General features: G+C 61.0%; 19 protein-coding genes. 14 read left to right on the top strand and 5 right to left on the bottom strand.

Going from position 1 to position 22005, the window contains the following annotated elements; genetic code table 11:
• The first annotated feature begins 18 nt into the window (after positions 1-18).
• The 6 genes from QHC67_RS03990 (at position 19) to QHC67_RS03965 (ending at position 7739) form a co-directional block, all read left to right on the top strand.
• Positions 19-876, top strand: coding sequence for an XrtA system polysaccharide deacetylase (locus tag QHC67_RS03990; RefSeq protein ID WP_319291478.1), 858 nt, complete (start codon positions 19-21; stop codon positions 874-876).
• 2 nt (positions 877-878) lie between these two features.
• Positions 879-1958 carry a FemAB family XrtA/PEP-CTERM system-associated protein gene (locus QHC67_RS03985; protein WP_319291282.1) on the top strand — a complete coding sequence of 360 codons (1080 nt, stop codon included), beginning with the start codon at positions 879-881 and terminating at the stop codon, positions 1956-1958.
• Positions 1955-3184: a TIGR03087 family PEP-CTERM/XrtA system glycosyltransferase gene (locus QHC67_RS03980; RefSeq protein ID WP_319291279.1), complete on the top strand. Its 1230-nt coding sequence runs from the start codon at positions 1955-1957 to the stop codon at positions 3182-3184. The genes QHC67_RS03985 and QHC67_RS03980 overlap by 4 nt, the downstream gene beginning before the upstream one ends.
• Positions 3181-4701: an exosortase A gene (xrtA, locus tag QHC67_RS03975; RefSeq protein WP_413818486.1), complete on the top strand. Its 1521-nt coding sequence runs from the start codon at positions 3181-3183 to the stop codon at positions 4699-4701. Before QHC67_RS03980 ends, xrtA begins: the two co-directional genes overlap by 4 nt.
• 10 nt (positions 4702-4711) lie before the next feature.
• Positions 4712-6607, top strand: a complete 1896-nt coding sequence (locus tag QHC67_RS03970; protein ID WP_319291277.1) for an XrtA/PEP-CTERM system amidotransferase — start codon at positions 4712-4714, stop codon at positions 6605-6607.
• A gap of 106 nt (positions 6608-6713) precedes the next feature.
• Positions 6714-7739 (top strand): aspartate-semialdehyde dehydrogenase, encoded by a 1026-nt coding sequence (locus tag QHC67_RS03965; RefSeq protein ID WP_319291274.1) that lies wholly within the window; start codon positions 6714-6716, stop codon positions 7737-7739.
• A gap of 3 nt (positions 7740-7742) precedes the next feature.
• Here QHC67_RS03965 and QHC67_RS03960 read toward each other — a convergent pair whose 3' ends face one another.
• From QHC67_RS03960 to QHC67_RS03950, 3 genes are all read right to left on the bottom strand, one after another.
• Positions 7743-9221 carry a DHA2 family efflux MFS transporter permease subunit gene (locus QHC67_RS03960; RefSeq protein WP_413818485.1) on the bottom strand — a complete coding sequence of 493 codons (1479 nt, stop codon included), beginning with the start codon at positions 9219-9221 and terminating at the stop codon, positions 7743-7745.
• Between the two features lie 90 nt (positions 9222-9311).
• A complete protein-coding gene (locus QHC67_RS03955) occupies positions 9312-10421 on the bottom strand; it encodes an HlyD family secretion protein (protein WP_319291269.1) in 1110 nt (369 codons plus the stop codon).
• Complete coding sequence (locus QHC67_RS03950) at positions 10414-10833, bottom strand: MarR family transcriptional regulator (protein ID WP_319291266.1); 420 nt, start codon at positions 10831-10833, stop codon at positions 10414-10416. Before QHC67_RS03950 ends, QHC67_RS03955 begins: the two co-directional genes overlap by 8 nt.
• Positions 10834-11062: 229 nt before the next feature.
• Between QHC67_RS03950 and QHC67_RS03945 the strand changes: the two genes are divergently transcribed.
• Both QHC67_RS03945 and QHC67_RS03940 read left to right on the top strand, forming a co-directional pair.
• Complete coding sequence (locus QHC67_RS03945) at positions 11063-11797, top strand: alpha/beta fold hydrolase (RefSeq protein ID WP_319291264.1); 735 nt, start codon at positions 11063-11065, stop codon at positions 11795-11797.
• A gap of 597 nt (positions 11798-12394) precedes the next feature.
• A complete protein-coding gene (locus QHC67_RS03940; protein ID WP_319291261.1) occupies positions 12395-13096 on the top strand; it encodes a GGDEF domain-containing protein in 702 nt (233 codons plus the stop codon).
• Here the strand turns inward: QHC67_RS03940 and QHC67_RS03935 are convergent.
• Complete coding sequence (locus QHC67_RS03935; protein ID WP_319291259.1) at positions 13074-14537, bottom strand: AMP nucleosidase; 1464 nt, start codon at positions 14535-14537, stop codon at positions 13074-13076. The two genes, QHC67_RS03940 and QHC67_RS03935, sit on opposite strands and share 23 nt — an antisense overlap.
• 92 nt (positions 14538-14629) lie before the next feature.
• The gene (locus QHC67_RS03930; protein ID WP_319291256.1) at positions 14630-15112 is read right to left on the bottom strand and encodes a peroxiredoxin; all 483 of its coding nucleotides are present in this window, start codon (positions 15110-15112) and stop codon (positions 14630-14632) included.
• Between the two features lie 136 nt (positions 15113-15248).
• Here QHC67_RS03930 and QHC67_RS03925 point away from each other — a divergent pair, with 136 nt between their 5' ends.
• The 6 genes from QHC67_RS03925 to QHC67_RS03900 all read left to right on the top strand — a co-directional run bounded on the left by QHC67_RS03925 (position 15249) and on the right by QHC67_RS03900 (position 21998).
• The gene (locus tag QHC67_RS03925; protein WP_413818484.1) at positions 15249-15830 is read left to right on the top strand and encodes a YqgE/AlgH family protein; all 582 of its coding nucleotides are present in this window, start codon (positions 15249-15251) and stop codon (positions 15828-15830) included.
• Between the two features lie 127 nt (positions 15831-15957).
• Positions 15958-17370, top strand: coding sequence for an adenosylhomocysteinase (ahcY, locus tag QHC67_RS03920; RefSeq protein ID WP_319291254.1), 1413 nt, complete (start codon positions 15958-15960; stop codon positions 17368-17370).
• 130 nt (positions 17371-17500) lie between these two features.
• Entirely contained in the window at positions 17501-19861 is a 2361-nt protein-coding gene (locus QHC67_RS03915) for a sensor histidine kinase (RefSeq protein WP_319291468.1), read from the top strand.
• 3 nt (positions 19862-19864) lie between these two features.
• Positions 19865-20305 (top strand): tRNA (adenosine(37)-N6)-threonylcarbamoyltransferase complex ATPase subunit type 1 TsaE, encoded by a 441-nt coding sequence (gene tsaE, locus QHC67_RS03910; RefSeq protein WP_319291251.1) that lies wholly within the window; start codon positions 19865-19867, stop codon positions 20303-20305.
• A complete protein-coding gene (locus QHC67_RS03905) occupies positions 20302-21282 on the top strand; it encodes an aminoglycoside phosphotransferase family protein (RefSeq protein WP_319291465.1) in 981 nt (326 codons plus the stop codon). Before tsaE ends, QHC67_RS03905 begins: the two co-directional genes overlap by 4 nt.
• On the top strand, positions 21279-21998 hold the full coding sequence (locus QHC67_RS03900) for a nucleotidyltransferase family protein (RefSeq protein WP_319291249.1): 720 nt from the start codon (positions 21279-21281) through the stop codon (positions 21996-21998). Before QHC67_RS03905 ends, QHC67_RS03900 begins: the two co-directional genes overlap by 4 nt.
• Positions 21999-22005: the final 7 nt, after the last annotated feature.

Here is a 22005-nt window from a genome sequence, read left to right as displayed (position 1 = left end):
GTGTATACAGAGGAAGCCATGCAGAACGCCCTGTCCGTGGACGTCGAGGACTGGTTTCAGGTCGGCGCGTTCGAGAATACGATCAAACGGTCCGACTGGGACAGCCTTGCCCATCGTGTGGAGCGGAATACCGAGGCCGTGCTTTCGCTGTTTGCGGATGCTGGCGTGACGGGGACGTTTTTCACCTTGGGCTGGGTGGCGGAGCGGTATCCCGCCTTGATGCGGCGGATCGTGGATGCGGGGCATGAACTGGCCAGCCATGGCTATGATCATCGCCGGGTCTTCACCTTCACGCCCGAGGAATGGCGCGCGGACTTGCGCAAGGCGCGTGCGTTGCTGGAGGATGCTTCGGGAACGTCTGTCACCGGGTATCGAGCCCCGAGCTTTTCGATCGATGCCCGCACCCCATGGGCGCATCGCATACTTGCCGAGGAAGGCTATGCCTATTCCAGCAGCGTCGCGCCGGTGAAGCACGACCATTATGGCTGGCCGGATTCTCCGCGGTTTGCATGGGGACCCGTGGAGGATAGCCGGCTTGTCGAATTACCCGTGACGACGGCGCGCTTTGCGGGCCGGACGATGGCGGCAGGGGGCGGGGGGTTCTTCCGCCTGCTGCCTTATGCCTTCTCCCGATGGGCGATTCGACAGGTGAATGGAGAGGCGCAACGGCCTGCGATCATCTATTTTCACCCCTGGGAAATCGATCCCGATCAGCCGCGCGTGGCGAATGCACCGATGCGGTCGCGGCTGCGGCACTATAGCAATCTCTCGGTCATGGCTCCAAAGCTCCGGCGGCTGGCGGGGGATTTCCGTTGGACGCGCGTGGATGCGATTGCGGCACAAGAGGCGCTTCGCCTGGGGCAGCAGGGCGCATGACGATGGCTGCACATCCTGCGGAATGGAGAAACGCCGTTACAGTCGCCGCGGTGCCGTCCGGCGATAGCGCCATTAGCGCAGAGTTGGAGGCCTGGGTGCTGGCACAACCGCGCTCTACGCCTTTCCATCGGCCGTCATGGGTGCAGGCGGTGGCGCAAGGCACCGCGCAGACTGCCATCATGCTGGTCGCTCGTAACGGCGCGGGCTCTATCGCGGGCCTGTTGCCGCTCACCCTGATCCGCTCCCTGCTGTTCGGCAAGGCGCTGGTGTCGGTAGGGTTCTCCGTGGACGGAGGCATATTGGCGGACGATCCGGCCGTTGCCGATGCTTTGGCAATTGCCTGCTGGGCCGAGGCTGAACGCCATCGTTGCACCACGGCTGAGCTTCGCGGCGGCCTATTGCCCTCCATGGGATGGAACCTGCGCGAAGGCACATATCTGAACTTTTCACGTGCGCTCGCCAGCACTGATGCCGAGCAACTTGCCCAGATACCACGCAAACACCGGGCTGAGGTGCGGAAGGGACTGGACAAGGACCTGCATTGCGAGATCGGCGACACCGCGCGGCTACGGGCGATCCACTACCGCCTCTATGCGGAGAGCGTACACCGGCTTGGTACGCCGGTGTTCCCCCGGCGCCTGTTCGATGAGGTGCTGGATCGGATGGGACCGGCTGCCGACATTTGTCTGGTCTCGCATAATGGGGTGCCGCTGTCGTCCATTCTCTCGCTCTACCATCAGGGCGTTTGCATGCCCTACTGGCAGGGTGCCAGCGGTGCGGCGCGGGCGATGCGATCCAACGAAGTCGCCTACTTCAGGCTGATGAGCCACGCCCGCGAGCGGGGCTGCCATAGCTTCGATTTCGGGCGGTCGAAGATGGGAACTGGACCGGCCGCCTGGAAGAAGAGCTGGGGGTGGGAGGGCACGCCGCTCACCTATGCCGTCCGCTCGACGGAGGGGCAGGAAGCGCGAGACATCAATCCACTTTCGCCTCAATATCAGCGCAAGGTCGAGCTTTGGAAAAAGCTGCCGCTGCGTCTGGCCACTCTGATCGGTCCGCATATCGCCCGAGGGTTGGGATGACTGTCGCGCCTGCCGGGGCGGGAGAGATCCTGTTCCTGTGCCACAGGATTCCGTTTCCGCCGGATCGCGGCGACAAGATCCGCTCCTTCAACATCCTGCGGCAGTTGGCGGAGATCGCGCCCGTTCACGTCGGCTGCCTTGCAGATGACGAGCGGGATCTGACCTTTGCTCCGGCACTGGAAGAACTCACCCAGAGCCAGCTCGTGCTGAGGAGAAGTGGTTCGCGAGTAGCAGGCGGGCTGCGGGGGCTGGCAAAGGGGCAGCCGCTGCTCGTGTCGTTGTTCGATGCTCCCGCTATGCATGATTGGGTTCGGCGCACGCTGGCGGAGCGCCCCATCAGAGCAGTGTTCGCCTATTCCGTGCAGATGGCCAACTTCGTCCCGGTCCTGCCACCTGATGTAAGATTCCTCATGGACTTCGTGGATTTCGATTCCGCGAAGTATGCGGCTTACGGTGCGGGAAAATTCGGGCCTATGGGCTGGATCAACCGGCGCGAGGGGCGCAAGCTGCTGGCGTTCGAGCGTGAGGTTGCCCGACGTGCCGATGTCAGCACCTTCGTCAGCGAAGCGGAGGCCGCGATGTTTCGCGACGCTACGGGAGCGGGACTGGATCGCGTTCGTGCGCTGGAGAACGGGGTCGCACTCGACTACTTCGATCCGGTTGCCGCTTTCCCTCCGATCTCCCGCGATGCCGGTCCCTTGATCGTCTTCACCGGGCAAATGGATTACCGGCCGAATGTCGAGGCAGTCGAAAGCTTTGCCCGCCAGAGCCTTCCATCGATCAGGGAGCGCTATCCCGACGCGTGCTTTGCGATCGTCGGGCGTGGCCCCTCCAAAGCGGTGCTGGCGTTACGGGATTTGCCCGGCGTTCTCGTGACGGGGAGCGTCGACGACGTGCGGGGCTGGCTAGTGGCGGCGGACGTCGTAGTCGCGCCACTCCGGATCGCACGTGGTATTCAAAACAAGGTTCTGGAGGCATTGGCCATGGCGCGACCGGTCGTGGCATCGTCGCAGGCGGCTGAAGGGATCGATGCGATTCACGATCTGCACCTTCTGGTGGCATCCTCTCCTGAAAAGGAGGCGCCCATGGTTCTCTCCCTGCTCGACGATCCTCACCGCGCCGCTTCCCTCGGCCAGTCTGCGCGTGAACGCATGATCGAGCGCTACCAGTGGCGGCATACGCTTTCTGCCTTGCCCGAACTGGTTCTGGGCGGGCCATCGGCATGAGCATGGCGGCTGCCGCCCATCCACGGCGTGATGCTAGCGGATGCCGCACGAGCCTGACGGGCTTGGGAATTGTGGCAGCGGCTATCCTGTTGCTGTTCGCGCGAGATGCCGCGGACATGGTCCTGATATGGTGGACTGCCTCCACGTTCCAGCACTGCCTGTTCGTGCCGTTCCTGATCGGCTGGCTCGTACAGCAGCGCCTGCCGGGCCTGCGGCAGTTGGAGCCTTATGCATGGACGCCGGGGCTGCTGTGGCTGGCTGCGGGCAGCTTTGCCTGGCTGCTTGGCGATGCTGCGGGGGTTGCGCTGTTTCGACATGCAGGGCTTATCGTGGTGCTGCAGGGCGCCGTGATCGCTCTCCTTGGGCCGGGTGTGTCGCGAGCGCTGACTTTCCCCCTCTTCTATGCCTTCTTCATGGTGCCTTTCGGCGAAGAAGTCGTGCCAACGTTGCAGATCGTCACCGCACACATTTCCATGATCCTGCTCGGAGTGGCAGGCATACCGGCGCACATGGATGGCGTGTTCATAACGACACCCACCGGCTATTTCGAGGTCGCGGAAGCCTGTTCCGGTGCGAAGTTCCTGATCGCGATGGCGGCCTACAGCGTTCTCGTCGGCAATGTGTGCTTTCGCAGCTGGCGACGCCGCACAGTGTTCGTGGGCAGCGCTCTTGCTCTATCCATATTGGCCAATGGAGTGCGGGCGTTTGCAACCATTCTCGTCGCGCACTTCGTATCCGTGGAGATGGCGATGGGCTTCGACCATGTCGTGTTCGGCTGGATCTTCTTCGGGATCATCATGACGATCGTGATGGTCGCGGCCTGGCCGTTCTTCGACCGCAAGCCGAATGATGCCTGGTTCGATCCTGCGGCGCTTTCGGTGCCCTTCACACGAACTGCGGCGAGCTGGATTGCTCCGGCCGCTATCGCCATCGCTGCCATCTCGCCGGTATGGGCAAGCCTTATGACCTCGGGCTCGGGCGATCTGCCCACATCCGTTTCGCTGCCGCAGGTTCCCGGATGGAGCCGAACCGTCTCGCCGCAAGCCTATCCGTGGCAGCCGCATTTCAGAGGCGCGGACCACCTCCTGGCTGGGCGCTATGCGGACAAATCCGGACGTGTCGTGGACCTGGCCATAGCCGTATATGCCCGGCAACAGGATGGCCGGGAGCTTGTCGGCTTCGGGCAAGGCGCAGTCGGTCCCGATAGCGAATGGGCGTGGACCGAGCCCGCGCCCGCCCCCGCGAACGGACATGGCGAGCGCATCACGGCACCTGGACCTGTAGTGCGTGACGTCATGAGCTTCTACAGCGTGGATGGCTTCGTGACGGGTAGTGCGGGCAAGGTGAAGCTTCAGACTCTGAAGGCCCGTTTGCTCGGCCATGATCAACGTGCGGTGGCGATACTGGTGTCTGCAGAGGACAAGGAGCGCCAGTCCGCTCAAGCCGCCATGACGGCATTCCTGCGCGATCTTGGCCCCGTGAAGGAATTGGCTGACGCGAGCGCGGGCATCCGCTAGGCATCGGGCCATGTGCGGAATTGCGGGCATCTTTCACCTAGAGACGGCCAAGCCCGTAGATCCGGCGCGGGTGCGGCAGATGGCGGATGCTATTGCGCATCGCGGGCCGGACGGGGCGGGGGTCTGGACCGCGCCGGGCGTAGGACTTGGCCATCGCCGCCTGTCCATCATCGATCTGGGCGGCGGCGCTCAGCCGATGCTGACTCCGGACGAAAGCCTGGCTGTCACGTTCAACGGTGAAATCTACAACTTCGCCGAAGTGCGCCGGGAACTGGAGGCAAAGGGGCACCGCTTTCGTACCGGCAGTGATACCGAAGTCATCCTGAACGGCTATCGGCAGTGGGGCGAGGAATGTGTGCATCGCTTCGATGGCATGTTCGCCTTTGCCCTGTTCGACCGGCATGCGAGCGCGCTGTGGCTGGTGCGTGATCGCCTGGGCGTCAAGCCGCTGCATTATGCTCAGGTTTCCGATGGCAGCGTGATCTTTGCGTCGGAACTCAAGAGCCTGCTGGTGCATCCGCTGCTTCGGCGTGAGCCCGACGTGACGGCGATCGAAGACTACATGGCTTATGGCTATGTTCCCGATGACACATGCCTGGTGGCAGGCGTGAAGAAGCTGGGTGCGGGCGAGACACTCCGGCTGGTGAGGGGAAAGCCGCTTGGCCAGCCGCAGCGTTACTGGGACATCAGCTTCGCGGATCGGAGTACCGCCAGTCCCGAAGCGCTTGAGGAAGAGTTCGTCTCCCTCATGCGGACCGCGGTCCGCTCGCGCATGGTCGCAGACGTGCCGCTCGGTGCGTTCCTGTCGGGCGGCGTCGATAGCAGCAGCGTCGTTGCCCTGATGGCGGAGGCGAGCAGTCAGGCCGTCAAGACCTGCACCATTGGCTTCGATGTCGCGGCCTTGGATGAGACCGCTTATGCCGACCGCATAGCGCGTCGCTTCGCCACGGATCATCGCGCGCGGATCGTTTCGGCGGATGACTACGGCCTCATCGATATCCTGGCGCATCATTTCGACGAGCCGTTTGCCGATGCCTCCGCGCTGCCGACCTACCGCGTGTGCGAGTTGGCGCGGGAGAATGTCACCGTCGCGCTATCCGGAGACGGTGCGGACGAGGCCTTCGCCGGATATCGACGCCATCGGTTCCAATATCAGGGGGAGCGCCTGCGGTCGTTGATCCCCAATGCCGTCCGGCAGCCTTTGTTCGGGACATTGGGGCGTTTCTATCCCAAGGCGGATTGGGCGCCCCGCGCATTGAGAGCGAAGTCGACGTTTCTCGAACTCGCTCAAGACGGCGCCGAGGCGTATGCCGCTTCGGTCGGCGTCACGCCTCATACCATGCGGCAACGGCTCTACACCCGCGATATGATGGCATTGCTGGCGGGCCACCGTGCAGAAGATCGTTACGTGACGGCCATGCGCAATGCGCCTGCGCGAGATCCGCTGGACCGAGCGCAATATGCCGACATGAAAATCTGGCTGCCCGGCGACATTCTTACGAAGACCGACAGGATGAGCATGGCGGTAGGGCTGGAGGCCCGAGAGCCACTGTTGGACCACCGACTGATGGAGTTCGCCGGTCGTCTGCCCGTAAACCAGCGCATCCGCGGTAATAGCGGCAAGTATCTGATGAAGAAGGCCATGGAAGCCTATTTGCCGCAGGACATCTTATACCGTCCGAAAATGGGCTTTGTGACACCGATCTCGACCTGGTTTCGCGGGCCTTTGGCCGGAGAGGCAAGTGCCGTCGCCGGTGGCTCCGCGATTGCACGCACGGGCCTCTTTGACTTGAAGGCGATGGGAAAGGCTGCGGCCGACCATCGAAGTGGCCTGGCGGACAACGGACGGCTGCTTTGGCAACTGGTGATGCTGGACAAGGCATTGTCACGACTTTTCGGGCTTTAACTGGTCCTACTTTGTGACCGTATAGCAAAGCTGCACTGGACAAATGGAGGCAGCGCGTTATGCGCCATCGCGCCATGTCCAATGGCCAAAAGAACTGGAGTCGGTAATGGGTTATCGTGTCGTCGTCGTCGGAGCCACCGGAAACGTGGGCCGCGAAATGCTGAACATTCTGGCCGAGCGGGAATTCCCGGCGGACGAGATTGCGGTTTTGGCATCCTCGCGCTCGACTGGCACCACGATTGAATATGGCGACACCGGCAAAATGCTGAAGGTGAAGAATGTCGAGCATTTCGACTTCACCGGATGGGATATCGCGCTGTTCTCCGCAGGGTCGGAGCCTACCAAGATCTACGCGCCCAAGGCTGCTGCTGCTGGCTGCATCGTGATCGACAACAGCTCGCTCTACCGCATGGACCCAGACGTGCCGCTGATCGTGCCCGAAGTGAACCCCGAGGCGATCGACGGCTATACGAAGAAGAACATCATCGCGAACCCCAACTGCTCGACCGCGCAGATGGTCGTCGCGCTGAAGCCCCTGCACGACGCGGCGAAGATCACGCGCGTTGTCGTGTCTACCTACCAGTCCGTGTCCGGCGCGGGCAAGGAAGGCATGGACGAGCTATTCGAGCAGTCGCGCAACATCTTCGTCGGCGATCCGGCCGAACCCAAGAAGTTCACCAAGCAGATCGCCTTCAACGTGATCCCGCACATCGATAGTTTCCTGGATGACGGCTTCACCAAGGAAGAGTGGAAAATGGTCGTCGAGACCAAGAAGATCCTGGATCCGAAGATAAAGGTCGTCGCGACCTGCGTGCGCGTGCCCGTCTTCGTCGGGCATAGCGAAGCCATCAACATCGAATTCGAGGACGAGATCTCCGCCAAGAAAGCGCAATCGATCCTACGAGAAGCGCCCGGCATCATGTTGATCGATAAGCGGGAGGATGGCGGCTACGTCACGCCGGTCGAATGCGTGGGCGACTATGCGACCTTCGTCAGCCGGGTTCGCGAAGACCCCACTGTTGAAAATGGCCTGGTACTATGGTGCGTCTCCGACAACCTGCGAAAGGGCGCAGCCTTGAATGCGGTACAGATCGCCGAATTGCTTGGACGGCGCCACCTCAAGAAAGGCTGAAGCTTATTCCATGACCATGTGCGCAAGGTCGTCGTCCGCGGCCTTGCGCTCTGGTCTACGCAGCAGGAGTATCAGCGGGATAGCGCTTAGCGTCAAGAACATCATGAAGTAGAAATCATCCAGATAAGCCACCATGGCGGCCTGCTGGTTGACCATCCCGTCTAGCGCACTCATCACTGCGTCCCCATTCCTGCCAAGTACGCTCACCATGCTTGGGTCGACGGGCAGGTTGTACGGCGTGATGGTCGCGGCGATGTCGGAATGGCTGACTTGAACATTATGGGAAAGCAGGGCCGTAACAATAGCTATGCCGACCGATGAGCCGAGGCTTCTAGCAAGATTAAGCAAGCTAGCTGCGTCCGTCCGATATTTCCTTGGCAGTGTAGCAAAGCTCAGCATATTTAGCGGCACAAAGACCAAGCCAAGGCCCACGCCCTGAACGAAGCCGCTCGTCACGATTGGCTTCCAGTCCATATTGAGAGACCAGCCGGTCATCAGCCAAAGCGATCCCGCCATGATTAAAAAACCAGCGCATACCAACATGCGGGGATCCACCTTCTGAGCCAGGCGGCCAGTTAATGCCATCGTCAGCAAGACGCCGACACCCCGGGACGCCAGAAGTATCCCCGTGTCTATCACGGGATAGCCGAATGAACTCTGTAACATTGTCGGCAGCAACGCCATAGCCGCCATCATCACCAAGCCCATTACGAACATGAACAAGGCTCCCGAGATCAGGTTGCGATCACGAAGCATGGCAATGGGGAACAGAGGCCTACGCGCGGTCATCATGTGAACACCAAACATCCAGAGGCCCGTTACGGCCACCCCGGCCTCGATCCAGATTTCCGTAGAGCTGAACCAGTCTTCAAGCGGCCCTCGGTCCAGCATCAACTGCATGCCGGCTAGTCCAAGAGCGATCATCGCCCACCCCGCCAGATCGAAGGTTCGAGGATCTGGGCTCTTCCGCGGAAGCAGGAACCAGAGCGCAATAAAGCAAGTGATGCCGATCGGAATGTTCACGAAGAACACCCACCGCCAATCGAAGCTTTCGGTAAGCCAGCCACCAAGGATCGGTCCCACGATTGGCCCGATCATTATGCCCATCCCATATACCGACGTGATCTTGCCGTGATCGGACGGCTTGGTGACATCCAACAGGATCGTTTGGGCGAGGGGAGCCAGGAACGCGCCGCCGATCCCTTGTATGATCCGGAATGCGACCATCTCCGGCAGGCTCGTCGCGATGCCGCATAGCACGGAAGCGCAGACGAAGATTACCACGGAAACCAGAAACAGGCTGCGGATACTAAACTTGTCAGAGAGCCACCCCGTCACCGGAATCGCTACTGCCGACGCAAGGATATAGCTGGTCAGCACCCAGGTTATGCTATCCTGCGTAGCGCCAAGCGAAGCCTGCATGTGTGGCAGGGCCACATTGGCAATCGTGGTATCCAGTACTTGCATCAGCATTGCGCCCATGACCGATGCAATAAGAAGCCACCTCTGCTTCACGACGAGGCTGGGGACGTCGGGGACGTCGGGACTTAAGGACATCTTCGCTGCCCGACGCTACTTTGTCGCCGTACGGATATCGATGGTCGCATCGACAGACTGGCCGGCAATCATCTGACGCGGCGACTTTTTGTCGAAGGCAATTCGGACAGGGACACGTTGCGTCACCTTTACCCAATTCCCGTTGGCATTCTGGGCGGGCAAAACAGAGAACTCAGATCCGGTGCCTGCTCCAATGCTCTCGACGTGCCCAGGCAATTCGATATCGGGATAGGCATCAAACTTTACGGTGGCGTGCTGGCCCGGATAAATATGGTTCAGATCGGTTTCCTTGAAATTGGCCTCGACCCAGCTGCGGTCGCTCGCCACTATACTCACGGCAGGCAAGCCGGTGACCATCATCTGGCCAACCTGCAGCCTGTCCGACTGGCTGATCCGGCCGGAAACGGGCGCGCGTACCGTGGTGCGTGACAGGTCGAGCAGGGCCTTCGCCCGTTGCGCACGAGCCGCTGCAACTGCGGGGCTTTCTCCCGGCACCTGCGCGCCTGTCGCCAGCGCCGCCTTTGCCTTCTCTGCATCGACTTGTGCCAATTGCACGCGCAGCAGTGCATTCTGATAGGCATTCTGCGCCGCCTGAAGCTTGGCGCGGGTCGTGAAACCGCGGTTCATCAGCTCCTGCTGGCGCTGCAATTCGGCGCGAGTAAAGGTCACATCGCTCTGTGCCCCGGCAATGCCGACGCCACTCGTGCTGTAATCCGTTTGAAGTTCGGTAACCTTGACCTGCGCGGAAGCGATCGCGGCGTCGGCCTGAGCCAGGGCAACTTTATAAGGCTCTGGGTCGACCTGAAACAGGATGTCGCCCGCCTGGATCATCTGGTTTTCGCGTACCTTGACGCTGATGATGCGGCCTCCGACATCGCTGCTCACCGATACTATATCTTGCTTCACATAAGCGTTGTCGGTGCTGACTGACTCTCCACTTGTGACATAAAAGTAGCCGCCGACGGCAGCGAGCGCAAAGGGCAGGGACAACAGCAGCGCCAGGCGCGTTCCACGCTTTGGGGGCACGCGCTCGCCGTCGGCGGTCGATGCAGGATCTGCCGAAGCATCCCCGGCGATTTCGAAGGGCTCGCCAGTCTTTATGATGGGACGATCTGCTTCAGCCATGGACCGTTTCCACTTGTTGACGGGGGCTATCCCCGAGGTCATCACTGGCCAGATTGTTCCGAACACGATCGAGCAGGATCATCAACTGCTCACGATCCGCATCTGAGAATCCTCGAAGGGAATGCGAGGCAACCGTCTCGCCCATGTCCCGGAGGCCTCCCAGGAGCGGAGCAGCCGCATCGGTCAGGAAGATAAGCCGGGCACGCCTATCCAAGGGGTCGCGCCGGCGCTCCACAAGCCCTGCCTGCTCCATACGATCGATCATTCTGCAGGTGGTGATCGGCTCCACCTCCAACTGCTCCGCGATCTGCCCCTGGTTCAGTCCTGGGCTGCGGTTTAGCAGCAGGAGAACGCGCCATTGCGAGCCAGTCACGCCCAAAGCTTTCGCGGCGCCATCAAACCGCTTGCGCATTAGCCGCCCGATGTCAGCAAAGTAGAATCCGATATGCTCCATGGCCGGGATATAATAAGCTTGCTTATATAAAGCAAATTCAAGATTGCGATCGGATCATGTGATGTTGAGGCCGTGAGTGGCCTTGGCCGCATTTTCTCGACATTGCTTTCCTGGTCCCATATCGCCGGAACGCAGCAGATCAACATGGATATGGACGTTGGAAAAGCCGAACGCGGTGAGCACTCAAATGATTCCAGGCCGAGATGGCACTTTGCTCGCCGTCCACGAGACCGGGCAGGGGCACCCCGTGCTGCTTCTGCATGGACTCTTTTCCAGCGCTCATACGAACTGGATCAAATTTGGCCATGCTGCGGCCATCGCGGGGCGGGGCTTTCGGGTCATCATGCCGGACTTTCGCGTTCATGGGCAGAGTGAGTCGCCTCATGATCCTGATGCCTACCCGCGCGATGTCCTTCTCGAAGACGTCAAGCAGATCATCAGGCAACTTCAGCTTACGGATTACGATCTGGGTGGATTTTCGCTCGGTGCGCGAACCGCCGCCATGCTTTTGGCTCAGGGCATCCGCCCGCGTCGTGCGATCCTGGCGGGGATGGGACTGGAAGGTTTGTCCGATTGGGGGAGGCGGCGAGACTTCTTCCTCTCTGTCATCAAAGATCGCGACATCATCAAACATGGCGATCCGCGTTGGCTGTCCGTGCAGTTCATGAAGACCATGAAAGTGGATGCCGTCGCTGCCACGCTGTTATTAAACAGCTTCGGGGATTTCGATCCTGCCGTTTTGAAGACAGTGGAGGCGCCTACGCTCGTCCTGTGTGGCACCGAAGATCGCGATAACGGCTCGCCCGAAGCGCTAGTGGACCTACTCCCCAATGCAAAGCTGGCCGAAGTGCCGGGAACGCACATGGGCAGCGTGACGCAGAAGTCCTTGGGCCAAGCTATGGCTGACTTTCTTGCCGCTTGATGTCGTAAAGCGAACGATGAACGCAAGAACAGGAACCACACTGTTGGTGAAGAAATTGCAGCGCCTTGTTTCTATTGTGTCTAAGTTCGGCCTATGAATTCGAATCTGGTTGTATTGGCCGTTCTGTTCAGCACTAGCACCATAATGTGCTTTACGCTGGCGCTTGCGTGGCAACATTTTGGCCGACAGCGACACGTTCTTCTGTGGGCTATCGCTTATGGGATAGGAGCGGTCCAGTGGATCTTCAACGCCGCGGGCTTTTTTACCGGACATGTATCATTTACGGCCGCTGCATCGTGCTGTGTTCTTCTAAGCGGCTCCCTCATTGCGATTGGTGCCCGGCAACGCGCCCGGCTTCCCATTCGGCAATGGCAGTTTGTGCTTGGCGGAGGCTTGGCCCTGACCGGATGTCTGATCGCGAACAGCGCTTGGGGATCGCGTGCGCTTCAGGCCTCCATCCCGGCCGTCTACAGCGGGGCAATGGCAATTGCAGCAGCTTTTGCCATATGGCCTCGCCAGCGGTCGTTCAGTGCGCCGGAGCGCGCCTTTTTCTCAACGCTTCTACTCTTTGCTCTCTTTCAATTCGCATTGACAGGATTGAGCCTTACCATTCCGGAAGCGCCCACCAGTCCAGCCCTTAGCCTGCATCGCGCCACGTTGGCCTTGGGCCTGCCAACATTCTATATTGCTACGGGAATGACTGCCGCGGTCCTGATCGCTGGCGACCTGTCAGCGCAATTGCGGCAGATGGTCAGCAACGATCAGCTTACCGGCTTGCTCAATCGTCGGGGTATCGACGAGGCGGGCACTCGTGCGATCGCCAACGCGCGACGGCATGGGCGCGAAGTCGCGGCCGTTATCTGCGATATGGATGACTTCAAGGCCGTCAATGATGGCCATGGCCATATCGTAGGAGACGCGGCCCTGCGCGCCTTCGCCCGGGTATTGCTCGGCGCCGTCAGGCAGGAGGATATCTGCGCGCGTTTTGGTGGTGACGAGTTTTTCGTCCTGCTCCTGGACGCCTCCGAGCAGGACGCGGCCGAGGTCATGGAGCGGGTACGCATCGGCGTCGAAGGTCTGGCTGTTGACCGGATGCGCCCCGGCAGCATCAGCGCCAGCTTCGGTGTGACATCCCTGCGACCGGGCGATACTGGCCTTGAAGACCTGGTCGGCCGCGCCGATCAGGCTCTGTATCAATCCAAGCAACTGGGGCGCAATCGCGTGACGATCTGGCAGGGCTCCACAACGGCCAGGCCAGCCACTCCGGCAGAACCGCTTACCGAAACGGAGGCTCGTTGAAGGCGCGCAGTTTCCGGCTGTGCAACTTTGCGCCTTGCTGCCTGAGAAGTTCGCACGTCTCCAGGCCAACCCGGAGATGCCCGGCAATCGCTTCTTCGTAGAAGCGGTTTGCCTGTCCCGGCAGCTTCAATTCCCCATGAATGGGTTTGTCGGAGACGCAGAGCAACGTTCCGTAGGGCACGCGAAAACGGTAGCCTTGCGCCGCGATAGTCGCGCTTTCCATGTCGATGCCTACAGCGCGCGACAGGCTGAACCGGAGGGCGGAGTTGGAGTAGCGAAGCTCCCAATTGCGATCATCCGTCGTCACGATCGTACCCGTGCGCAGCCGCCGCTTGAAATCGTCGCCTCCTCCAAGCACTTGCTCCGCAGCGTGGGCCATTGCTACCTGCACTTCGGCGATGGCGGGCACCGGGATCTCCGGAGGCAATACGTCATCCAGCACGTGATCGTCGCGCAGATACGCATGGGCAAGCACATAGTCTCCTATCCGCTGGCTGGGGCGCAGACCTCCGCAATGGCCGATCATCAGCCAGGCTTCGGGCCGCAATACCGCCAGGTGATCGCAGATCGTCTTGGCATTGGACGGTCCGACACCTATGTTGACCAGCGAGATCCCACTGCGATCCTCGGCGATCAGGTGATAGGCAGGCATCTGGTGCCGCCGCCATGCGCTGTCTGCTATCATGCGCGCCGGGTCCGCAGTTTCGGAGGTGACGTAAACGCCGCCTGCTCCAGACAAAGCCTTATACCGGCTGCCGGGCTTCTTTAATTCGGCACACGCCCAGGCAACGAATTCATCGACATAGCGGTGATAGTTGGTGAACAATATGTAGCGCTGAACGTGCTCAGGAGGCGTGCCGGTGTAGTGCTTGAGCCGCGCTAGCGAAAAGTCGGTCCGCAGCCCATCGAACAACGCGAGCGGCCGCTCTCCGCCAAGGCCGGGCATGAACAGGCCATCGGCAATCTCATCTCCGATTTCAGCAAGTTCGGTCGCCGGGAAATGGCGGGCAAGCTCGGTGGGTGGAACGCCGTCCAGCGCACTCATGTCGAGGCCATCCAGAACGTAGGGGAAGGGGATCTCCTGTGCGCTACGCCCTACTTCGACGTCCACGCCATAGTCCGCCACGAGGAGGTCGATCTGCTCCGCGAGATAATCCGCAAACATCGCCGGCCGCGTGATGGTCGTGACGTAATCGCCGGGATGTGACAGGCGCGCGAACGACCGGCCGGGAGGCGGCGCATCGCCTTCACGGCGATAATGCACGCGCAGTTGCGGGTAGCAGAACTGACGCTCTACCTTCGCCTGCGGTCCGGGCGTGCTGCCGTCACGGGCGTAGTCCTGCATGGCGTCGCGCAGGGACTGGATCGATTGTTGGTAGATGTCGTCCAGTTGGGCGACAATGGCAGTGCCAATGCTGTGTGGGCCGATGATTCTGGTCATCGCTCCGTTTTAGGCTGGATCGGCATAGAACTAAACCGGCATCATCATCGCGGCGAGCGCCCCTGCCGACATGCAGCAGGGGCGCCTCCGTTTCAGAGTTGAGCTAGCATATATTCGGCGGTGGAGACCTTGAAGTCGCCGGGGGCCTCGACGTTCAACTCCTCGACGACCCCATCATTGACGATCATCGAAAATCGCTGGCCACGCGTGCCGAGGCCGAACTTGCTGCCGTCCATTTCAAGGCCCAGCGCCTTTACGAAGTCGCCATTTCCGTCCGCAAGCATCGTCACGGTCTGCTCTGCTCCGGCAGATTTGGCCCACGCGCCCATCACGAATGGGTCATTGACGGCGGTGCAGGCAATCTCATCGATGCCCTTCGCCTTCAGGTCTCCCGCCTTCTGGATGAAGCCGGGGAGATGCTTGGCGGAGCAAGTCGGGGTGAAAGCACCCGGCACGGAGAACAACGCAACCTTCTTGCCAGCGAAATAGTTTGCGCTGCTCACCGGCTCTGGTCCGTTCTCCGTCAGTGTGACGAATGTGGTTTCGGGCAGCTTTTCGCCTTTTGCGATCGTCATGAAATGAACCCTCCAGTTTGTGAGCCAGCCAGATGCAGCTGTTGTTGATCCGTGGCGGCGGCATAGTCGAGGCAGTGCATCAAGGAAATGCCTTAATATGTTGCAGCGGCACGACCGTTCCCATTGCAGCGCGCCGATGCACTCCTATAATCAGTCGATGGATCTGCCCCCCTTCTATGTCGGCAACCTGTTGCTTGCCATGCCGAGTCTCAGCGCATCGGAGTTCCATCATTCCGTAATCGCGCTCTGCGTTCACGACGAGGATGGTGCGATGGGCATCGATATCGGCTCGGAGATCGGCGGGCTGGGATTGCGCGAGTTGCTTTCCACGTTCGATCTGGACGGCAGCAATGTGCCCGACACCCCCGTCTTGCGAGGCGGTCCTGTTGAGCCGCAGCGCGGGTTCGTGCTTCATTCCCTAGATTGGGGTGGGCGTGATATGGTGCAGGTGGACCGGCAATGGGGACTTTCCGGATCGCTCGACATATTGAAGGCCATTGCGGAACAGCGCGGACCGAGCCGCTATCTCGTGGCCTTGGGATATGCGGGTTGGGGTGCAGGGCAGCTTGAAGATGAGATGACCGGCAATAGCTGGTTCCTTGCTCCGGCGGACGGCGGCATCCTGTTCGACACTCCGACCCGAAGTCGCTGGTCACGCGCTTTCGCCGCAAGTGGCATCGATACGTCGATGCTGACCGGCGCTGCAGGACAGGCGTGACCTAACGATATAAAGAAAACTTTATATTGCCTTGATCGCTGGGGCGTCGATTGGTAAGGAGCCGATATTCGTTGCCGCGCGTGCATAGTGCCGGGCGTGGCTGCGTCCATGATCAGGAGAATTTCCAGTGGCCACCGCCCCCGCCGTCGAGACGGCCGACTACGTCATCAAGGACCTTTCGCTCGCTGCTTTCGGCCGCAAGGAAATGGATATTGCTGAAACCGAAATGCCGGGCCTGATGGCTCTGCGTTCAGAGTTCGGCAAATCGCAGCCGCTGAAGGGCGCGCGGATCACCGGGTCGCTGCACATGACGATCCAGACCGCCGTGCTGATCGAAACGCTGACGGCGCTCGGCGCGCAGGTGCGCTGGGCCACCTGCAACATCTATTCGACGCAGGACCATGCCGCGGCCGCCATCGCCGCTTCGGGCGTGCCGGTGTTCGCGATCAAGGGCGAGACCCTTGAGGAATATTGGGATTATGTTGAGCGCATCTTCGATTGGGGCAATGGCGAAACCTGCAACCTGATCCTGGACGATGGTGGAGACGCCACCATGTTCGCGCTGTGGGGTGCGCGGGTCGAGGCAGGCGAGGAACTGTTTACGCCGTCCAACGAAGAAGAAGAGATTTTCGTGAAGACGCTGCGCCGCGTCCTTGCCGAGAAGCCCGGCTTCCTGACCAAGACCGTTCAGGCGATCCAGGGCGTTTCCGAAGAAACCACGACCGGCGTTCATCGCCTTTACGAACTATCGAAGAAGGGCAAGCTTCCTTTCCCGGCGATCAACGTCAACGACAGCGTGACCAAGAGCAAGTTCGACAATCTCTATGGGTGCAAGGAGTCGCTGGTGGACGCTATCCGCCGCGCAACCGACGTCATGCTGGCGGGCAAGGTCGCCTGCGTCGCGGGTTTCGGCGATGTCGGCAAGGGCTCGGCCCAGTCGCTCCGCAATGGCGGTGCGCGCGTGCTCGTCACCGAAGTCGACCCCATCTGCGCACTCCAGGCGGCGATGGAAGGCTTTGAAGTCGTCACCATGGAAGACGCTGTAAAGCGCGCGGACATCTTCTGCACAGCCACCGGTAACGCCGACGTCATCACGGTCGATCACATGCGCGAAATGAAGAACATGGCGATCGTCTGCAACATCGGCCACTTCGACAGCGAGATCCAGATTGGCGCTTTGTCGAACATGAAGTGGAACGAGATCAAGCCGCAGGTCGATGAAGTCGAGTTCCCCGATGGCAAGAAGCTGATCGTGCTGTCCAAGGGCCGCCTGGTGAACCTGGGCAACGCGACGGGTCATCCCAGCTTCGTGATGTCGACGAGCTTCACCAATCAGGTGCTGGCGCAGATCGAACTGTGGACCAATCGCTCCGCATACAAGAACGACGTCTACGTCCTGCCCAAGCATCTGGACGAGAAGGTCGCGGCGCTGCATCTTGAGAAGCTGGGCGTGAAGCTCACGAAGCTGACCAAGCAGCAGGCAGACTATATCGGCGTTTCGACCGAGGGGCCCTTCAAGCCGGATCACTATCGCTACTGATCCTTTGTGGATGGGCGTCGGGTAACCGGCGCCCTTTTGCTTAGCAACCGCTTCACCTTGCGCTCGCTTTGCGATAGGCGGGCAATATGAACAGCGTCGATAAGGCAGAGGCAAGAGAAGTAGGCGCATGATGTCGCTGTCTCCTGCAGCCATGGCGCTTATTGGCGTGGTGCTGGCTTTGTGGCTGGCGGCAGGTGTGTGGGCGGTGCGCACTGGCCTGACGATGCGTCGTGAGGGCGCTCACGCTCGGATGCAGGCCGACCGCCTGGGTAGTCTGCTGCAGTCAGCGCCCGCCCTGCCGGTCATGATCCGCACGGATGGCCGTATCGAAACGCCCGAGCGATTGAAGAACTGGCTCGGGCGAGATCGCGTTCCTGCCTTCGTCTCCGAACTTACCTCAGAAGACAGCGGCCTCCGCCCGGAAGATGGCGCGTTGCTGGCGACGGACATAGCGGCCGCTCAGCGGGCGGGGAAGAGCTTCTCTCGCGCGGTCAGCGCTGTCGGATCGGCTCGGTCGTTGCTGGTGCGCGGCGCTCCAGCGGGGCCGAGCATGGGGGCACCGGGGACCGTCATCCTCTGGATTTTCGATGCGACCGATGCGCAGTCGGAAATACATGCCTTGCAGGCTGAGCGTGAACAACTGCGCGCTGCGCTGGAATCGCTATCCGGCCTGATTGAAGCCGCGCCTTTGCCCATGTGGCATCGCACGCCGGACTTGCGTCTGGCTCTCGTGAACAGCGCCTATGTCACTGCCGTGGATGCGGAATCTGCCCAGCAAGTCATCAGTGAAGGCATCGAACTGGTGGAAGCGCTGGACGGAAAGAGCCCGATGGCGGCGGCGGCGCAGGCTCTGGAAAGTGCGGAGCCTTTGGCACGGCTGGTGCCCGCTACGATCGACGGCGCGCGTCGGGTGATGCGCGTGGTGGACGTGCCGCTTGGCGACGCGGGGATCGCCGGCTTCGCCATCGACATGCACGAACTGGAGCAGGCCCGCGCCGAACATCGCCGGTTCGAGAACGCTCAGCACGATCTGCTCGACCGGCTCTCCGCGGGCGTGGCGCAGTTCGCGGCGGATCGGTCGCTGCAATTCTGGAACCAGCCGTTCAGCAGCCTGTTCGCGCTCAAGCCCGAGCATCTGACCGACAGGCCTGAATTCGAGCGCGTGCTCGATCGGATGCGGGAAGCGGGCCGCATCCCTGAGCACCGCGACTTTCCCGCATGGCGCGCGGAACGCCGCGACTGGTTCCTTTCGGCAGAAGCGCAGGAAGAGAACTGGTTGCTGGCGGACGGAACGCATTTACGCGTGTTCGCGCAGCCGTTGCCGGACGGTGGGCTTCTGCTGATCTTTGAAGATCGGACAGAGCAGGTCCAGCTTTCCAGTGCCCGCGATACGCTGCTGCGGGTCCGGACCGCCACTTTCGACAACCTGTTCGAGGCGATCGGCGTTTTTGCTTCGGATGGCCGCCTTCATCTCTGGAATAGCCGGTTCAGGCAAATCTGGGGCGTCGAGGAAAAACTGCTGGGCTCTCATCCTCGCATCGACGAACTCATGCAAAAGGTGGCCAAATCACTCGCCAAGCCGCATCAAGCGAGCCTCGTCCGCGAACTCGTCCGGGCCGCTACGGTGGAACGCAAGCAGCGTGGCGGGCGCGTGGCCTTCGCCGATGGGCGTGTGTTCGATTTTGCGGCCATCCCCCTGCCAGACGGCAACGCGCTGTTTACGATGCTGGATGTGACCGACAGCCGCCGCATGGAGCAGGTCTTGCGCGACCGGAACGAAGCGCTGGTTGAAACCGACAAACTGAAAACGGCCTTCCTGTCCAATATGAGCTACGAATTACGTACGCCGCTGACGTCCATTTCCGGCTTTGCGGAGATGATGCAGGCCGGGTTTGCTGGAGAGTTGCCTGAGGCGGCCAGGGAATATGTGGACGCGATCATGCAGAGCACGGGGCGGCTCGCGGTGCTGATCGACAATGTCCTCGACCTTACTCAAGGGGAGGCGGGAACGCTGCCGCTGGAGAGCCGGTCCGTCGATCTTGCCACTGTTGCGAGAGAGAGTGCAAAGCGCGTAGCCGATGCGGCAAAGGGTAAAGGGCTGGATTTCGTCGTGGACCTAAAGCCATCTCTGGGTCGGGTTACTGGCGACGCACGTCGGCTGGGACAAGCACTGGATAGGCTGTTGGACAACGCGGTTCGCTACTGCCCGGCCGGGAGTCGGGTGTTGCTGTACGGCGATGGGCAGATGCGCACCGCCCGCCTCATCGTGTCCGACAATGGTTCTGGCATCGACGCCGTTGCACAGGCGCGTGCGTTCGATCGCTTCAACCGCGCTGATCAAGCGACGAGAGGCGAAGCACTTGGTCTCGGCCTGCCACTCGCGCGACAATTGGTGGATGCCCATGGAGGTACGCTGACGCTCGTTTCCGAACCGGGGCAGGGTACTCTGGTCACGATCGATCTTCCGCGTGAAAACGCCCTGAGTGGCTGATCGATGATCGTGGATGAAGTTGCCATGCGGGAGATTGGCGCGAGGCTGGCGTCCGTCAGTCAGGCCGGGGATGTCATTGCGCTTAAAGGCGGCCTGGGTGCCGGCAAGACCACGCTCGCGCGTGCCATCCTCTCGGCTCTCGGACTTGAAGAAGATGCGCCTAGCCCGAGTTTTGCGCTGGTTCAACCTTACGAACGGCCATTGCTGACGCTGCCCGTCGCGCATGTGGATCTTTACCGACTTGAAAATGGCGCGAGTGTCGAGGAATTAGGGCTGGACGACTACCTCGAGGACAGCTTGCTGATCGTCGAGTGGCCCGAGCGTCTCGGATCGCGTCTTTGGAACCATAGCCTGATATTGACGATCGATGTCGAGAGCGAAGGCACCCGACGCTTGACAGCGCAGGTGCCGGACGCTTGGAGAGACCGATGGCCTCTGAAATGACTCCGCCCGCTGCCGCTCCCGCTTTTCTCGCTCGTGCAGGTTGGGGCGATGCTCAGATTTTGCCGCTGGCGGGGGACGCGTCATTTCGCCGGTATTTCCGCATTCACGACACGGCACGCCAAGCGGTGCTGATGGACGCGCCGCCGCCCCATGAGGACCCGCGCCCCTTCCTCACGATTGCCGATCATCTCACCGGGCAGGGGTTCGCCGCTCCCGCCATTCTTGCGCATGATCTGGAGCATGGCCTCGTTCTGCTGGAGGATTTCGGGGACATCCGCGTGCGCGAGTATCTCGACGCGGCGCCGCATGAGGAGCATTCCGTCTACGAAAGGGCCGTATCGCTCCTGGCCGATCTGCACGCCCAGCCGCCCGCCAGTGTTCCATTGTATGATCGCGGAGTCTATCAGCGGGAGGCCGCACTGCTACCCGAATGGTATGCTCCAGCAGTGGGGCTCTCCGTGGACGATGCAGCTTATTCCAAGGCCTGGGATGCCGTTCTTGATGTGGTGGAGGAAGATGATGCCCCGCGCGTTACGGTCCTGCGCGATTATCACGCCGAGAACATAATGCTGATCCCAGGCCATGAGCAGTCGCGCGGACTTGGGTTGCTCGACTTTCAGGATGCGCTGATCGGTCATCCCGCATATGATCTGGTTTCCTTGCTTCAGGACGCCCGGCGCGACGTTCCGGAAGCCGTGGAGACGGCGATGATCGCGCATTACAAGGCGCTTGCTGCTCCTCGAGGCAATTTCGATGCGGCCTATGCCGTCTTGGGAGCCCAGCGGAATGCGAAGATCATCGGGATCTTTACGCGCCTGTGGAAACGTGATGGGAAGCTCCGCTATCTCGACTTCCTGCCCCGAATGTGGACGTTGCTCGAACGCGACCTGAGGCATCCCGCATTGGCCCCGGTGTCGCGTTGGTTCGCTACCAACATCCCGGCCGACAAGCGCCACCAAGCGTTTTCCGACCGATGAGTGCTCCCATAACCACTGCGATGTTGATGGCGGCTGGCTTGGGGAAGCGTATGCGCCCGCTGACTGCCACGCGCCCCAAACCTTTGGTAAAAGTTGCCGGTAAGGCATTGATGGATCACGCTCTTGATCGGCTGGAGGCGGGCGGTGTCACGAAGGTGGTGGTCAATGTCCATTATCTTGCAAGCACCGTCGAAGCACATTTGAAGTCGCGCAAAAGTGCCATGGAAATCCAGATTTCAAACGAACGGGAAAAATTGCTGGAGACGGGTGGCGGGCTGATGCGGGCCAAGCCTCTGCTCGGCGACGCGCCTTTTCTCTGTGCGAATAGCGACAATCTTTGGATCGATGGTCCGCGGAACAGCATAGCGTTGCTGGCGGATCATTGGGACGATTCACGGATGGACGCGCTCCTGCTGATGATCCCGCATGCGCGCGCCAATTGCCACAGCGGCCCGGGCGACTTTCACATGGATACGGTGGGGCGCTTGACGCGGCGCAAGTCTGGTCATGTCGCGCCGTTTGTCTTCACAGGCGTACAGATCATGTCGCCGCGGCTGCTGGTCGATCCGCCTGGCGACGTGTTCTCGACGAACGTGTTCTGGAACCGGGCCATGGAAGCCGGGCGCCTTTATGGCGTTTCCCATCAAGGCCTCTGGTTCGACGTTGGGACCCCGCAGGCTATTCCCGTCGTGGAATCCGTGATCGCGCAGGAGTAGCGGGTCG

It is taken from the genome of Sphingobium sp. (assembly GCF_033795625.1).
GTDB lineage: Bacteria > Pseudomonadota > Alphaproteobacteria > Sphingomonadales > Sphingomonadaceae > Sphingobium.
The sequence above is the reverse complement of the archived record's forward strand: the minus strand, read 5'-3'. Positions and strand labels throughout refer to the sequence as shown.